16 protein-coding genes are annotated in these 14723 nt (G+C 34.9%); 15 read left to right on the plus strand and 1 reads right to left on the minus strand.

Annotated features, from left to right (window positions below; translation table 11 throughout):
* Window positions 1-81 precede the first annotated feature (81 nt).
* Window positions 82-1257, minus strand: coding sequence for a pyridoxal phosphate-dependent aminotransferase (locus AC1RP1_RS04605; RefSeq protein WP_481761497.1), 1176 nt, complete (start codon window positions 1255-1257; stop codon window positions 82-84).
* A 134-nt stretch (window positions 1258-1391) separates the two neighbouring features.
* Between AC1RP1_RS04605 and AC1RP1_RS04610 the strand changes: the two genes are divergently transcribed.
* The 15 genes from AC1RP1_RS04610 (at window position 1392) to trxB (ending at window position 14611) form a co-directional block, all read left to right on the plus strand.
* Window positions 1392-1625 carry a YkuJ family protein gene (locus tag AC1RP1_RS04610; RefSeq protein WP_409022166.1) on the plus strand — a complete coding sequence of 78 codons (234 nt, stop codon included), beginning with the start codon at window positions 1392-1394 and terminating at the stop codon, window positions 1623-1625.
* A gap of 74 nt (window positions 1626-1699) precedes the next feature.
* Window positions 1700-3763 carry an LTA synthase family protein gene (locus AC1RP1_RS04615; RefSeq protein WP_481761496.1) on the plus strand — a complete coding sequence of 688 codons (2064 nt, stop codon included), beginning with the start codon at window positions 1700-1702 and terminating at the stop codon, window positions 3761-3763.
* A gap of 141 nt (window positions 3764-3904) precedes the next feature.
* On the plus strand, window positions 3905-4783 hold the full coding sequence (locus AC1RP1_RS04620) for a phosphate ABC transporter substrate-binding protein PstS family protein (RefSeq protein WP_481761495.1): 879 nt from the start codon (window positions 3905-3907) through the stop codon (window positions 4781-4783).
* 2 nt (window positions 4784-4785) lie between these two features.
* A complete protein-coding gene (pstC, locus tag AC1RP1_RS04625; RefSeq protein WP_409022169.1) occupies window positions 4786-5706 on the plus strand; it encodes a phosphate ABC transporter permease subunit PstC in 921 nt (306 codons plus the stop codon).
* The gene (gene pstA, locus AC1RP1_RS04630) at window positions 5706-6593 is read left to right on the plus strand and encodes a phosphate ABC transporter permease PstA (RefSeq protein WP_481761494.1); all 888 of its coding nucleotides are present in this window, start codon (window positions 5706-5708) and stop codon (window positions 6591-6593) included. The genes pstC and pstA overlap by 1 nt, the downstream gene beginning before the upstream one ends.
* A 21-nt stretch (window positions 6594-6614) precedes the next feature.
* Window positions 6615-7418 (plus strand): phosphate ABC transporter ATP-binding protein PstB, encoded by an 804-nt coding sequence (gene pstB / locus AC1RP1_RS04635; protein ID WP_481761493.1) that lies wholly within the window; start codon window positions 6615-6617, stop codon window positions 7416-7418.
* A gap of 14 nt (window positions 7419-7432) precedes the next feature.
* Window positions 7433-8188, plus strand: coding sequence for a phosphate ABC transporter ATP-binding protein PstB (pstB, locus tag AC1RP1_RS04640; protein ID WP_409022172.1), 756 nt, complete (start codon window positions 7433-7435; stop codon window positions 8186-8188).
* Window positions 8189-8205: 17 nt separating this feature from the next.
* Complete coding sequence (gene phoU, locus AC1RP1_RS04645; protein ID WP_481761492.1) at window positions 8206-8892, plus strand: phosphate signaling complex protein PhoU; 687 nt, start codon at window positions 8206-8208, stop codon at window positions 8890-8892.
* Window positions 8893-9046: 154 nt separating this feature from the next.
* Window positions 9047-9352, plus strand: coding sequence for a PspC domain-containing protein (locus tag AC1RP1_RS04650; RefSeq protein WP_409022174.1), 306 nt, complete (start codon window positions 9047-9049; stop codon window positions 9350-9352).
* Window positions 9353-9375: 23 nt separating this feature from the next.
* Window positions 9376-9729, plus strand: a complete 354-nt coding sequence (locus AC1RP1_RS04655; protein ID WP_481761491.1) for a phage holin family protein — start codon at window positions 9376-9378, stop codon at window positions 9727-9729.
* Between the two features lie 11 nt (window positions 9730-9740).
* Window positions 9741-10679, plus strand: coding sequence for an HPr(Ser) kinase/phosphatase (gene hprK, locus AC1RP1_RS04660; RefSeq protein ID WP_481761490.1), 939 nt, complete (start codon window positions 9741-9743; stop codon window positions 10677-10679).
* Between the two features lie 18 nt (window positions 10680-10697).
* Complete coding sequence (gene lgt, locus AC1RP1_RS04665) at window positions 10698-11525, plus strand: prolipoprotein diacylglyceryl transferase (RefSeq protein ID WP_481761489.1); 828 nt, start codon at window positions 10698-10700, stop codon at window positions 11523-11525.
* A 77-nt stretch (window positions 11526-11602) separates the two neighbouring features.
* Window positions 11603-12622 carry an NAD(P)H-dependent glycerol-3-phosphate dehydrogenase gene (locus tag AC1RP1_RS04670; RefSeq protein WP_481761488.1) on the plus strand — a complete coding sequence of 340 codons (1020 nt, stop codon included), beginning with the start codon at window positions 11603-11605 and terminating at the stop codon, window positions 12620-12622.
* 14 nt (window positions 12623-12636) lie between these two features.
* Window positions 12637-13536 (plus strand): UTP--glucose-1-phosphate uridylyltransferase GalU, encoded by a 900-nt coding sequence (gene galU, locus AC1RP1_RS04675; protein WP_409022179.1) that lies wholly within the window; start codon window positions 12637-12639, stop codon window positions 13534-13536.
* 136 nt (window positions 13537-13672) lie between these two features.
* Window positions 13673-14611 (plus strand): thioredoxin-disulfide reductase, encoded by a 939-nt coding sequence (gene trxB / locus AC1RP1_RS04680; RefSeq protein WP_481761487.1) that lies wholly within the window; start codon window positions 13673-13675, stop codon window positions 14609-14611.
* Window positions 14612-14723: the final 112 nt, after the last annotated feature.

Raw genomic sequence — 14723 nt, forward strand, 5'->3', positions numbered from 1 at the left:
TTGAATATAATATCAGAGGAAATATAATTAGCCTAAATATATGCTTACAAAAAGTAAGTATAAAGAAATAACGCCGTATTTTTATTTATTTTGTGTCATGTAGTCATTCAAACGTTCCATCCCAAGCACTAAATTCTCCATACTAGAAGCGTAACTTAAGCGAACGTAACCTTGACCAGAATCACCAAAAGCAGTTCCTGGAATTAAGGCAAGTTTATTATTAAAAGCTAGTTCTTTACAGAATGCCATAGAATCTTGGTTATATCCTGCAGGAATTTTTGCGAAAATATAAAAAGCGCCACTAGGTTGTGCCATTTCAAAATGCATTTTTTTCATTTCAGCCATAACGAAATCACGGCGTTTTTTATATTCAACATTCATTATGCGACCATCGTCTTTACCGTCACGTAAGGCAGCAATTCCAGCACGTTGAGAAACACTTGTTGCAGAGGTTACTAAGTATTGATGAACTTTTTTTAATTCATCAGTCATCGCTTTGGGAGCAAGCAAGAATCCAATGCGCCAGCCAGTCATGGCATGCGATTTTGATAAACCATTAATTAGGACAGTTTGGTCACGGATATATTTTGCAATTGAGACATGTTCATGATCATAAGTTAATTCACTATAAATTTCATCACTAATTGCCCATAATTTTTGCTTTCTAATTTCATCAGTTATCGCAATAACTTCATCTTCGGTCCAAGAAATACCAGTTGGATTACTTGGATTAATTAGGATAATACCTTTAATATTTTCATTTGGATTATCTTTAACAGCTTGATTAATCATCTCAGGTGTTAATCTAAAGTTATTATCACGTGTGTTGATAAAAATTGGTTTAACCCGATTTAAAGTAATCAGTGGCATATAGCCAGGGTAGAGTGGCGTTGGGACAAGAACGGCATCGCCGGGGTTGAAGATAGTCTGTAAGGCAGTTGCGATGGCTTCAGTTGCACCAACTGTAACTAGAATTTCAGATTGTGCATCATAAGTAACGTCATATTTTTCATTAAAAAATTCACTGGCAGCTTCACGTAACTCAATATCACCAGCCATACCCATATAATGTGAGTAATTTTCATGAATGGCTTCGATGGCAGCTGCTTTAACATGATCGGGTGTATTAAAATCTGGTTCACCCATTGTTAATTTAATCATATCAGGAATTTGGCTCACTTCATCATCAAATTGACGAATATCTGAGACCTCTATTTTAAATACTTGATCGTTCAAATCTTTTCTAAATAAGCTCATTTTTATGCCTCCAAGTCTAATAACTAACAGTTTAGCATAAAAACAAGTTAAGAAACGATTATAATCTGCTTAATCAGGTGTAAATGTATAGAAAATTTGGTATTATTAACTATGATATTGAAAGGGGAACAACTATGAAAAATTCTCAGTTAGTAGCAATCATTAGTCGCTTAGAGGCTATGCAAAAAGAAGATAACGGCGAAATCCAAACAAGACACTTCGAACGTGAAGGTGTTGAAAAGGGAATCGTTGAATATGATCCAGATATGAAAGCATATACGTTAGAAGATTTAAGTAACCATACTAAATTTCCTTTCGATGATATTGATTTAATTGCAATGGAAGTTTACGACTTACTATTTAGTTAATCAATAACTGAAACATAGATTGAAAGACATTTTCGTGTTCTCGAAAACTGATCTTAAAAAATGGAGGCACTAAGATGCGGTCAACTTTAAAATATGTTCAGGATAAATTGAGCTCAAGATGGGGATTCCTCCTCTTGACGCTCGTTTTATTTTGGGCCAAAACAGTTGTTGCTTATGAAACCAAATTTACATTAGGTGCAACAGGTAGCATGCAACAATTTTTACTTTATATTAATCCAATACCAACAGCGTTATTATTATTTGGAATTGCAATCTACTTTAAGGGTAAAAAATCATATTGGATTTTGCTGATTGTTGATTTTATTCAAACATCATGGCTTTTTGCAAATATGGTTTATTATCGTGAGTTTTCAGATTTTCTTTCACTAGGAATTATCAAAAATTCAGGTTCAGTAGCTAATAATCTAGACAAGGGAATTGCCGGTATTTTACGACCAACTGATTTCTTTGTTTATATCGATATTATTATTTTAATTTTGATTCTTGTCTTTAAATTAGTCAAAATTGACTATAACCCAATTAAAAAGCGTTATGCTTTTATCCTGACTATTGCATCTGTACTTTTAGCTTTAGGGAACTTAGGTTTAGCTGAAAAGGATCGTTCTCAATTATTGACAAGAACTTTTGATAATAACTATATTGTTAAATATTTAGGCTTGAATTTCTATGCGGGATATAATGTTTATCAAACGCAAAAAGAAAGTGCGACACGTAAAAATGCCACTGCTAAAGATATGGATAAAGTTCTAAAGTATTTGGATAAAAATCGTTCTAATTCAAATATAAAGTATTATGGAAAAGCGAAGGGTAAAAATGTTTTTGTGATTCATCTAGAAAGTTTCCAACAGTTCATGATCGATTATAAATGGGATGGGCAACAAGTTACGCCTAACATTAATAAATATTATCATGATCAAAATACATTATCATTTGATAATTTCTTTAATCAAGTTGGACAAGGTAAAACGTCTGATGCTGAAATGATGTTGGAAGCATCCCTTTATGGGTTACCATCTGGTTCAGCGATGACGACTTATGGCACACAAAATACATTCCAAGCAGCACCCGCTATTCTTGATCAAAAAGGCTACTCTACAGCAGCTTTCCATGGTGACGTGGGTAGTTTCTGGAATCGTAATAATACTTATAAATCATTTGGTTACCAGTATTTCTTCAGTGAACCTTATTATGATGTCAAAGCTAACTATAAAGTTGGTTATGGGATGAAAGATAAGATTTTCTTGAAGCAATCGGTTAAGTATATTGAACAATTACCCCAACCTTTTTATGCTAAACTCATCACACTAACTAACCATTATCCATATGATTTAGATAGTGCGAATACGTCAATCAAAAAGACGGATACAGACGATAGTACGGTTGATGGTTATGTTCAAACATCTAAATATCTTGATCAATCATTCGGAGAATTCGTTAGTTACTTGAAGAAGAGTGGCTTGTATAAGGACAGTATGATTGTGATGTATGGTGATCACTATGGTATCTCTAATAATCATCCGAAAGCTATTGCACAGCTTTTAGGTAAAGACAAAGTAACAAGTTATGATTTAACGATGTTCCAAAAGGTACCATTTATGATTCATATGAATGGCCTTAAGGGCGGTATTAATCATACTTATGGTGGTGAAATTGATGTGCTACCAACTTTACTTGATCTATTAGGCGTTAAGAATACCGATACGGTTCAATTTGGTAATGATTTATTATCGAAAAATCGTAACCAAACGGTTGCCTTTAGAAATGGTGATTTCGTTTCACCAACCTTTACAAAAGTTGGAAATACCACGTATAACACTAAGACTGGTAAAGAAATCGAAAAACTAACGGCAGCACAACAAAAAGTTTATAACAAAGAATTAAAACATGTTACAACGTCATTATCATTATCAGATGAAGTTATTACGGGTGATCTATTAAGATTCTACGCACCAAGTAATTTCACTAAAGTAAATAAATCTGACTATAATTACAAGAAAAGTGACGCTCTTGAAACTTTGAAAAAAGCACAAGAGAAAGAAAAAACCAGTTTAATTGAACAACACGGTGGGGTATCTACCGAAAGTTTATTCAAAACTGATGCTCCAGAATTAAAATAACGATTGAAGTCATAACGTCATGTTATGGCTTTTTTTGTTGTAACCTTTACACAATCTTTACAATACCCCCACAGGACCTTTACATTAAAAATATAAACTTAATGTATAAGTTAAATATCGATATTTATGGAGGAAGTTACTATGAAAAAGGGATCTTTAGTAATGATTGGTGGAATTTTATCCATCATGTTATTAACTTTAACGGGATGTGAGACACAATCAAATTCAGGAAAATCGATTACAATTGTTGGATCTACAGCTTTACAACCTTTAGTTGAGGCAGCTGGTGAAGAATACGGGACTGAAAATGTTGGCGTCTTTGTTAATGTTCAAGGTGGCGGATCCGGAACAGGATTGAGTCAAGTTCAAGAAAAAGCCGTTAGCATTGGTAACTCAGATGTTTTTGCTGAAGAAAAATCAGGCATTAAGGCAAGTAAACTTGTAGACCATCAAGTTGCCGTTGTTGGAATTACGCCAGTTGTGAATAATGGTGTGGGCGTTAAAAACGTCTCAAAAAAACAACTTATAGATATTTTTACTGGTAAATTAACAAATTGGAAGCAACTAGGTGGCAATGATTTACCAATTGTCCTTTTAAATCGTGCATCTGGTTCGGGAACACGATTAACATTTGAAAAATGGGGATTAGAAGGTAAGCAAAGTAAAGATGCACAGGAACAAGATTCAACGGGAATGGTTCGACAAATTGTCGGATCGACACCTGGTGCAATAAGTTATATGGCTTTCTCATACGTTGATAAAACGGTCGATGTACTTTCTGTTGATAAAGTTAAACCAACTGAAAGTAATGTTGCCTCAAATAAATGGAAAATCTGGTCATACGAACATATGTATACGAATGGTGAACCCACGGGATTAACAAAACAATTTTTAACTTATATGATGTCAAATAAAATTCAAAAACAGGTTGTTAGTAAATTAGGTTATATTCCAACAACACAGATGCAAGTGAGTCGTTCGGTTGAAGGTAAAATAACACCAATTAAGAAGGGGATGTAGTTATGGATCCGATTCGTGAAAGTTTACTCAAAAAATCAAAAGCATCTAAACTAGAGATGCGCGGTAAAATAATTACTTATTTCTGTATTGGACTAATCGTCGCTATTGTTCTTGCTATCTTTTATTTCGTTGCTTCAAAAGGATTAGCAACGTTCTTTACTGATAAAGTATCAATTAAAGATTTTTTATTAGGAAAGAGTTGGAACCCTGGAACGCTTGATAAAGCAGGTAAGCCAGAAGTTGGGGCTTTACCAATGATTTCTGGATCATTCTTTGTCACTTTTTTATCAGCATTAATTGCAACACCTTTCGCTATTGGAACAGCTATTTTCATGGTTGAAATTTCACCAAATACGGGTAGCCGAATTTTACAACCGGTAACTGAATTATTAGTTGGTATTCCTTCAGTTGTTTATGGATTTATTGGTCTTTCAGTTGTGGTCCCATTTGTTCGAAGTATTTTTGGTGGAACAGGGTTTGGTATTTTATCTGGGACATTTGTGTTATTTGTTATGATTCTACCAACCGTTACGTCAATGACTGTTGATACTTTAAAATCTGTCCCACGTTATTACCGGGAAGCCTCACTGGCCTTAGGTGCAACACGTTGGCAAACAATTTATAAAGTTATTCTAAGAGCAGCAACACCAGGTATCATGACAGCGGTTGTTTTTGGTATGGCACGAGCTTTTGGTGAAGCCTTAGCCGTTCAAATGGTTATTGGTAATGCATCATTGATGCCATCAAGTTTAATTACACCATCATCAACTTTAACAAGTATTTTGACGATGGGAATTGGAAATACTGTCATGGGCTCATTAGAAAATAATGCGCTATGGTCACTTGCTTTAATTCTATTATTAATGTCATTATTCTTTAACATGGTTGTTAGAGTAATTGGTAAGAGAGGGGCGCTTAAATAATGAATCCTAAAAAAGTAGATAAAATCGCAACAAGTATTTTATATGGTATTGCCGGATTCGTCGTTCTTGTTTTAGCGGCCTTACTTGGCTATATATTGGTTAGAGGTGTGCCACATATCAGCTGGCATTTCTTAACATCACCCGCAAAATCATTTTCAAGTGGTGGTGGAGTAGGAATCCAATTGTTTAATTCCTTCTATCTATTATTATTAACATTATTGATTTCTTTCCCTATTTCATTGGGAGCGGGTATTTGGTTATCAGAATACGCTAAAAATAATTGGGTGACGACGGTTATTAGAACGTCTGTTGAAATTTTAAGTTCATTACCTTCAGTTGTTGTTGGGCTTTTTGGGTTTTTGATTTTCGTTGTCCAATATAATTTCGGTTTTTCAATTTTATCAGGTGCATTAGCCTTAACGTTCTTCAATTTACCTTTATTAACAAGATCAATCGAAGAGTCATTACGTTCTATCCCATATTCACAACGTGAGGCTGGCTTTTCGTTAGGATTATCGCGTTGGGAAACCGTTACGAGAGTTATTGTTCCAGATGCAGTACCTGGTATTTTAACGGGTGTTATATTGAGTGCCGGCCGTATCTTTGGTGAAGCAGCTGCGTTAATTTATACTGCTGGTCAAAGTGCGCCAGCACTAGATTTTACAAACTGGAATCCAGCTAATATTGCGAGTCCGTTAAATCCAATGCGTCCAGCTGAAACATTAGCTGTTCATATCTGGAAAATTAATTCAGAAGGTATTATGCCTGATGCATCAGCTGTTTCTGCAGGCGCATCAGCCGTCTTAATTATCGCAGTGCTTTTATTTAATTTCTTAGCTCGATTCGGTGGTAAAGCACTTTATCGTAAAATTACATCAAGTAAATAGATCATTAGGGGGTCAAAGAATATGGTAGAAAATAAAACTGAAAAATCTAGAATTATGACCTTCAATGAAGATAAACATGAGATAGCTTTAGAAACCAAAGATTTACATGTTCATTATGGTTCTAATGAAGCAATTCGAGATGTTAGTTTACAATTTGAACGGTTTAAAATTACAGCTTTAATTGGGGCATCTGGTTCTGGTAAATCAACTTATCTTAGATCGTTGAATCGTATGAATGATGGGATTGCTGATGTAACAGGACAAATTATTTACCGTGATTTAGATATAAATAAAGATAATGTTGATATTTATGAAATGAGAAAACATATTGGAATGGTATTTCAACGACCTAATCCATTTTCAAAATCAATTTATGAAAATATAACGTTTGCTTTGAAACGTCATGGGATGAAAGATAAGCAGTTACTTGAAGAACGCGTTGAAAAATCACTTAAACAAGCTGCACTTTGGGATCAAGTTAAAGATGATTTGAATGTGAGTGCGTTATCATTGTCTGGTGGACAACAACAACGTTTATGTATCGCTAGAGCGATTGCTATGGAACCTGACATCTTATTGTTAGATGAACCAGCTAGTGCGTTAGATCCAATTTCAAGTCGAATTGTTGAAGAATCACTTTTAGAACTGAAAGAAAAGTACACGATTGTCATTGTGACACACAATATGCAACAGGCTTCACGTATTTCAGATTACACAGCATTTTTCCATTCAGGAAATGCGGTAGAATATGATAAAACAACAACTATTTTTACGCGACCAACAATTAAACTAACGGATGATTATGTTTCAGGAAACTTCGGTTAAGGGGGAAAGGCCAAATGACTAAAATAATTGAAACAAATGATGTTCATTTGTATTATGGTAAGAAAGAAGCCCTCAAAGGAATTAATCTTGATTTCAATGAAAAAGGGATTACCGCTTTAATCGGTCCATCTGGTTGTGGTAAATCAACATATTTAAGAACGTTAAATCGCATGAATGATTTAATTCCAGGTGTAACCATTACAGGTACAGTTAAATTAAAAAATGAAGATATTTACGGTCCTAAAATGGATACCGTAAGATTACGCAAAAATGTTGGGATGGTTTTCCAACAACCTAATCCATTTCCATTTTCAATTTACGAAAATGTTGTATATGGTTTGCGATTAGCTGGCGTTAAAGATAAAGCAATCCTTGATGAAGCTGTTGAAAAAAGCTTGAAACAGGCTGCTGTCTGGGATGATGTAAAGGATGATTTGGGTAAAAATGCGCTTGCGTTATCTGGCGGACAGCAACAACGTGTCTGTATCGCTCGAGTCTTAGCGGTTGAACCTGAGGTCATTTTACTGGATGAACCAACAAGTGCTCTGGATCCTGGTTCAAGTAGTAAAATTGAAAATATGTTGCTAGAATTGCGTGAAAAATATACTATTATAATAGTGACTCACAATTTACAACAAGCTTCTCGAATTTCAGATCGAACTGCCTTCTTTTTAGAAGGTAATTTAATTGAAGTTGCACCAACTAAAAAATTATTTACGCAGCCTGTACAAAAAGAAACGGATGACTACATTAGTGGTCGATTCGGTTAAGAAAGGGAGACAAAATAATGCGATTACTTTTTGATGAAGAACAAGAAAAGCTACACATTAGATTTAGCGAAATGGGTATGATGGTTAGTGAAGCCATTCATAAATCTGTCCGTGCTTTCATTAATCATGATAAAGAGTTGGCCCATGAAGTTATCGTTGGCGATTACAAAATTAATGAACGCGAAATGAAGTTAGAAAAACAAACGTTAGAAATGATTGCATTGTATCAACCTGTTACAAGTGATTTAAGAGATATTGTGACTGTTTTAAAAGCTATTTCTGATTTAGAACGAATGGGAGATCACGCTGTAAGTATTGCGAGATCAACGATTCGTGTTAAAGGCAATCCTAGGGTAACGGAGATTGAAGATGAGATCGGAATTATGGGCGACCACGCACGTAAGATGGTTGAAGAAGTCCTCACAGCTTATATTAGAAAAGATGCCGAAAAAGCTCGTAAAGTTGCTAATTTAGATCTTGAAGTTGATGAATATTTCACGACAATATATGACCAGTGTATCCATGAAATGAAAACGAATCCCGAAACAGTTGTGGGAAGTGCTGACTATTTGATGGTTGCCACTTATCTAGAACGAATTGGCGATTATGTTACAAATGTGTGTGAATGGGTTGTTTATTTAAAAAATGGCCGAATCACTGAATTGAATCCTGGTAAATCAGAGTTAGAAAAAGAAAATGAATAAGGCACTACTCATTTAATAACTAACAATTTCGCGATTGTTAGTTATTTTTAATTTAAACGTTAAAATTTAAGTAAATAACGCTCGTTAAAATTGTAAAATGAGTACGATAAGAAGTACAATAATGATAGATTATTCTGAATGGAGGAACTACAAAATGAAAACAAATAAAAAATTCACAAAATCAACTAATAAAATTATCGCGGGTGTCGCAGCTGGACTTGCCGAATATATAAATTGGAATCCAACACTCGTTAGATTTTTATTTTTAATGCTAATCTTCGCAACAAAAGGCGTATTTATACTTGTCTATATCTTGTTAGCAATTAGCTTACCAGGGAAAAAACGTTCATTTACTAGTTCTTTTGAGCAGTTTACATCTAGTACTGGACAACGGACTAGCTCATCAAGTAAGAGTGGCCGTAAAATTATTAAAGATGTAGAAGTTACAGACGATAAATAATATTAATGATGAGGTGAAGATTCATGGGATTTTGGCAGCGCGTATTAATTAATGCCATACTGTTTTTGGCAATATCTGGTTTTTTTCCAGAGACTTTATTTGTTAAAAGTATCTGGGTTGCATTAATCGCCAGTTTTGTACTGGCCGTACTAAATATGCTAGTTAAACCGTTTTTAGTGATTTTATCACTGCCGGTAACTATTTTCAGTTTAGGATTTTTCTATCTGATTATAAATGCATTTATGTTACAAATGACGTCATTTTTTGTGGGTAATGAATTTAAATTTTCGAGCTTTTGGGCGGCATTTATCATCTCAATTGTGATGAGTATTGCTAATACAATCGTAACAAATTACTTTATTAGAAATAGACAATAGGGGGCATTAAGATGGCCAATGAAGTTTCAGTTAGAAATTTAGTAGATGCAATGGGATTAACTGTTTTAATTGGGAAAGAATACTTGGATGATAAAAAAATTACAACAAGTGATATTTCACGTCCTGGTCTAGAATTAACCGGGTATTTTAATTTTTATCCGAAAGAACGTATTCAATTATTTGGGATGACAGAACATGCTTATGCAAATGGACTGACTCCTGAAGATAGGCAGAATGTGATGAATCAATTAGCAACAGAACAAACACCATGTTTTGTTGTTTCAAATGATTTGGATGTGCCGCTAGAATTATTAGCTATCGTCAAAGAAAGACATATTCCAGTTCTAATTTCAAAACTAACAACGTCACGTCTATCTTCTAATATGGTTAACTTTTTGGAAGCTAAATTAGCTGAACGCCAGTCAATACATGGTGTTTTAGTTGATATTTATGGTCTTGGGGTCATGATTACAGGTGATTCTGGTGTTGGTAAATCAGAAACAGCGCTTGAATTAATTAGACGTGGACATCGGTTAATTGCAGATGATCGTGTTGATGTTTTCCAACAAGATGAGGAGACACTTGTTGGTGAGGCACCTGCAATTTTAAAACATTTACTTGAAATTCGAGGTATCGGTATTATCGATATCATGAACTTGTTTGGTGCAGGAGCTGTCCGTAATGACACTGATATTTCACTAATTATTCATCTAGAAAACTGGACTCCTGATAAACAATTTGATCGATTAGGTAATAATGATGAATTTGTTAAAATATTCAATGTGAATGTGCCAAAAATTTCTGTACCTGTTAAAACAGGACGTAATTTGGCCATTATCATTGAAGTCGCAGCAATGAACTTCCGTGCAAAAACAATGGGTTATGATGCTACTAAAGCATTTGAAGCTAATCTAAATGGCTTAATCCAAACAAATTCAAAAAAAGATTAAGGATTGGACGAGAGTAAATTGAATTATTTATTAGGTGCGTTGAATCCCATCGCAGTTAAATTAGGACCTATTGAAGTTCGTTGGTATGGTGTAATAATTGCGAGTGCAGTAATTCTAGCAGTTATTTTAGCCATTCTTGAAGGCAAAAAAATAGGAATAAATGAAGATACCATATATGATATGGTTCTATGGGCGTTGCCAATTTCAATTGTTTCTGCGCGACTCTATTACGTTGTGTTCGAGTGGTCTTATTACGCTCAACATCTCAGTGAAGTTTATCGAATTTGGGATGGTGGTATTGCTATCTATGGTGGGTTAATAGGCGCAATTATTACAGTGATTATTTTCTGTCAGCGTCGCCATTTGTCAGCATGGTTAATGTTTGATCTAGCGGCACCACTTGTGCTACTTGCGCAATCAATCGGCCGTTGGGGTAATTTTATGAACCAAGAAGCCCATGGTGGAAAAACGACGTTAGAGGCATTGCAAAATTTACATTTACCTGAATTTATTATTAACCAAATGAACATCAATGGCACCTACTATAAGCCAACATTTCTATACGAATCATTGTGGAGTTTTGTTGGATTCTTAATATTAATTGCCTTGAGACATCGAGTACACCTTTTCAAACGTGGAGAAATACTATTTGCATATCTAACTTGGTATTCATTTGGTCGTTTCTTTATCGAAGGAATGAGAACAGATAGCTTAATGTTATTTTCAACAATTCGTGTTTCTCAACTTCTCTCATTAGTGATTTTTATTGGATCAATTAGTTGGTTATTATTGAGAAGATATTGGGAACCGCAAAATCAATGGTATTTAGACGGACAATTGAAATAAAAATTTCTCATAGTTAATGCTATTAGAGGTAAAATTTGGTATGATTAGAATGAATAAATTTTGAAGGAGATTATATAATGACAAAAAAAGTAGCAGTATTAGGCGCCGGTTCTTGGGGTAGTATCCTTGCCGATATCCTAACTGAAAATGGTCATGACATCAGACTTTGGTCAAATGTTCCAGCACAAGTAGCAGAAATGAATGAGTTCCATACAAATAAGCATTACTTGGAAGATTACACTTATTCTAAAGACCTACATGCATATGAAGATTTAAAAGAAGCTTTGGATCAAGTTGACGCTATTTTATTTGTTGTTCCAACAAAAGCAAGCCGTATTGTTGCTAAACAAGTAGCAGCAATTTTAGAAGAAACAGGTAACAAACCAATTATTATTCATGCAAGTAAAGGACTAGAACAAGTCACACACAAACGTATTTCAGAAGTTATTGAAGAAGAAATTCCTGCTGACATTCGTGGTAGTGTTGTTGTCTTCTCTGGCCCAAGTCATGCTGAAGAAGTTGCAAATCGTGATTTAACAACAATTGTTTCAGCAAGTACTGATCCTGAAGCTGCAAGTTTTGTTCAAGATCTCTTTATGAATAAATTCTTAAGAATCTACACAAATAACGATGTTATCGGTGTTGAAATGGGCGCAGCTATGAAGAATATTATCGCCGTTGGTGCTGGTATGCTTCATGGTATGGGCTATGGCGATAACGCTAAAGCAGCTTTGATTACACGTGGATTAGCTGAAATTGCTCGTTTAGGGACATCATTTGGTGCTAACCAATTAACCTTTATGGGACTTTCTGGTGTTGGTGATTTAATCGTTACAGCTACAAGTGTTCATTCACGTAACTGGCGTGCTGGAGACCAATTAGGTCAAGGTAAATCATTAGATGCTGTTGTTGCTGATATGGGTATGGTTATCGAAGGTGTTGGTACTGCTAAGGCTGCTTATGAATTAGCACAACAACAAGGAATTGATATGCCAATCACAAATGCAATTTATGACGTTTTATACAATAATAAAGAAATTAAATCAGTGATTGAAGCTTTGATCAATCGTGAAGGTAAATCTGAATTAGCAGAATAAAAGGGGATTAGACTATGCAAAAAGTTAAAAAAGCCATTATTCCGGCTGCTGGACTAGGGACTCGTTTCTTACCAGCAACTAAAGCGATGGCAAAAGAAATGCTCCCAATTGTTGATAAACCAACGATTCAATTTATTGTTGAAGAGGCGCGTCAATCGGGTATTGAAGATATTTTGATTGTTACGGGTAAAGGTAAGCGACCAATTGAAGATCATTTTGATTCGGTGCCAGAACTGGAAGCGAATTTAGCTGCAAAGCATAAAGACGAATTATTAAAATTAGTTGAAGAAACAACGGATATTAATTTGTATTTTGTTCGTCAATCTCATCCACGAGGTCTTGGCGATGCCGTTTTAATGGCTAAAGACTTTGTTGGGGATGAACCTTTTGTTGTCATGTTAGGCGATGATTTAATGGAAGATAAAGTACCATTAACGCGTCAACTCATGAATCGCTTTGATGAGACACATGCTTCAACTTTAGCGGTGATGAAAGTCCCTCATGAAGAAGTTTCAAAATACGGTGTGATTAATCCTGAATTAGAAGTTAAACCTGGATTATTCAATGTTAAAAACTTTGTTGAAAAACCTACACCTGAAGAAGCACCTAGTGACTTGGCTATTATTGGACGTTACTTATTAACACCTGAAATTTTTGGTATCTTAGAACATCAAAAACCAGGTGCTGGTAATGAAATTCAATTAACGGATGCCATCGATGCATTGAACAAGGTGCAACGTGTTTTCGCTCATGAATTTAAAGGAACCCGATACGATGTTGGCTATAAATTTGGCTACTTAAAAACAAGTATTGAGTATGGTTTGAAACATAAAGAAGTTAAAGATGAATTAAAAGAATATTTGAAGACTTTAGGCGCAAAATTAATTGCAGAAGATACAGCAAAAAATAAGTAGCCTAATTCTTACAGTAAAGCAGGTTTCAAGTTCAACTCACTTGGGACCTGTTTTTGATGTTAAAGCAATTAAATAGACAAAAAAAGTAACATAGGGTATTGTTGAATTACTTACTAAAAGAAAGAAGGTTGAACTAATGACAAAAAAATATGATGTTGTTGTGATTGGTGCTGGGCCCGGTGGAATGACTGCCGCACTCTATGCATCACGTGCAAATCTATCGGTTTTAATGATTGATCGTGGGATTTATGGTGGCCAAATGAACAATACGGCTGAAGTTGAAAATTATCCTGGATTTAAATCAATCTTAGGCCCTGATTTAGCAAAAGAAATGTACGAAAGTTCGACACAATTTGGTGCAGAATATGCATACGGTAGTGTAACCGATATTACAATTGAAGGCGATACTAAACTCATCACAACAGATAATGATGTTTTTGAAACAAAAGCTTTAATTATCGCAACTGGATCAGAATACAAAAAATTGGGTGCTGAAGGCGAAGATACCTTTAGTGGCCGAGGTGTATCTTACTGTGCAGTCTGTGATGGTGCTTTCTTCAAAAATCGTGAAGTCATCGTTATCGGTGGCGGTGATTCAGCAATCGAAGAAGGTTCTTATTTATCAAAATTAGCTTCAAAAGTGACGGTAATTCATCGTCGTGACAAATTACGCGCTCAAAAAATCTTACAAGATCGTGCCTTTGCGGATGATAAAATATCTTTTGTTTGGGATACTAATGTCACAGAGATTGTTGGTGACGATCGTAAAGTAACTGGCGTTAAAGTAACGAATAATAAAACAGGTGAAACATCTGAAATTCCTGCTAGTGGTGTCTTCATTTATGTTGGTGTTAAACCAATGACAACAGCATTCACAAAGCTTGGAATTACTGACGATTATGGTTGGATTCCAACTGACGAAAATATGCTAACAAATGTACCAGGTATTTTCGCAGTTGGTGATGTGCGTAAGAAAGAATTGCGTCAAATTACAACTGCAGTTGGTGACGGTGGTATTGCTGGACAACAAACATTTAGTTACCTTGAATCATTAAATGATGCAGAATTAAGTTAAATTATAGAATAAGCCTTTTGAGGCTTATTTTTTTATTTACTTGACTTTATGTGCATGTGAACATTATAATAATCTAATCCGCTTATGAAAAAAATTAAACATATGCGTAAAT

It is taken from the genome of Dellaglioa sp. CoH-56-MRSF-13 (assembly GCF_056782095.1).

What these genes read in the sequence shown, in the direction of transcription:
- AC1RP1_RS04605 (WP_481761497.1), bottom strand. Translation starts at nt 1,257, where the DNA reads ATGAGCTTATTTAGAAAAGATTTGAACGATCAAGTATTTAAAATAGAG.
- AC1RP1_RS04610 (WP_409022166.1), top strand. Translation starts at nt 1,392, where the DNA reads ATGAAAAATTCTCAGTTAGTAGCAATCATTAGTCGCTTAGAGGCTATG.
- AC1RP1_RS04615 (WP_481761496.1), top strand. Translation starts at nt 1,700, where the DNA reads ATGCGGTCAACTTTAAAATATGTTCAGGATAAATTGAGCTCAAGATGG.
- AC1RP1_RS04620 (WP_481761495.1), top strand. Translation starts at nt 3,905, where the DNA reads ATGAAAAAGGGATCTTTAGTAATGATTGGTGGAATTTTATCCATCATG.
- pstC (WP_409022169.1), top strand. Translation starts at nt 4,786, where the DNA reads ATGGATCCGATTCGTGAAAGTTTACTCAAAAAATCAAAAGCATCTAAA.
- pstA (WP_481761494.1), top strand. Translation starts at nt 5,706, where the DNA reads ATGAATCCTAAAAAAGTAGATAAAATCGCAACAAGTATTTTATATGGT.
- pstB (WP_481761493.1), top strand. Translation starts at nt 6,615, where the DNA reads ATGGTAGAAAATAAAACTGAAAAATCTAGAATTATGACCTTCAATGAA.
- pstB (WP_409022172.1), top strand. Translation starts at nt 7,433, where the DNA reads ATGACTAAAATAATTGAAACAAATGATGTTCATTTGTATTATGGTAAG.
- phoU (WP_481761492.1), top strand. Translation starts at nt 8,206, where the DNA reads ATGCGATTACTTTTTGATGAAGAACAAGAAAAGCTACACATTAGATTT.
- AC1RP1_RS04650 (WP_409022174.1), top strand. Translation starts at nt 9,047, where the DNA reads ATGAAAACAAATAAAAAATTCACAAAATCAACTAATAAAATTATCGCG.
- AC1RP1_RS04655 (WP_481761491.1), top strand. Translation starts at nt 9,376, where the DNA reads ATGGGATTTTGGCAGCGCGTATTAATTAATGCCATACTGTTTTTGGCA.
- hprK (WP_481761490.1), top strand. Translation starts at nt 9,741, where the DNA reads ATGGCCAATGAAGTTTCAGTTAGAAATTTAGTAGATGCAATGGGATTA.
- AC1RP1_RS04670 (WP_481761488.1), top strand. Translation starts at nt 11,603, where the DNA reads ATGACAAAAAAAGTAGCAGTATTAGGCGCCGGTTCTTGGGGTAGTATC.
- galU (WP_409022179.1), top strand. Translation starts at nt 12,637, where the DNA reads ATGCAAAAAGTTAAAAAAGCCATTATTCCGGCTGCTGGACTAGGGACT.
- trxB (WP_481761487.1), top strand. Translation starts at nt 13,673, where the DNA reads ATGACAAAAAAATATGATGTTGTTGTGATTGGTGCTGGGCCCGGTGGA.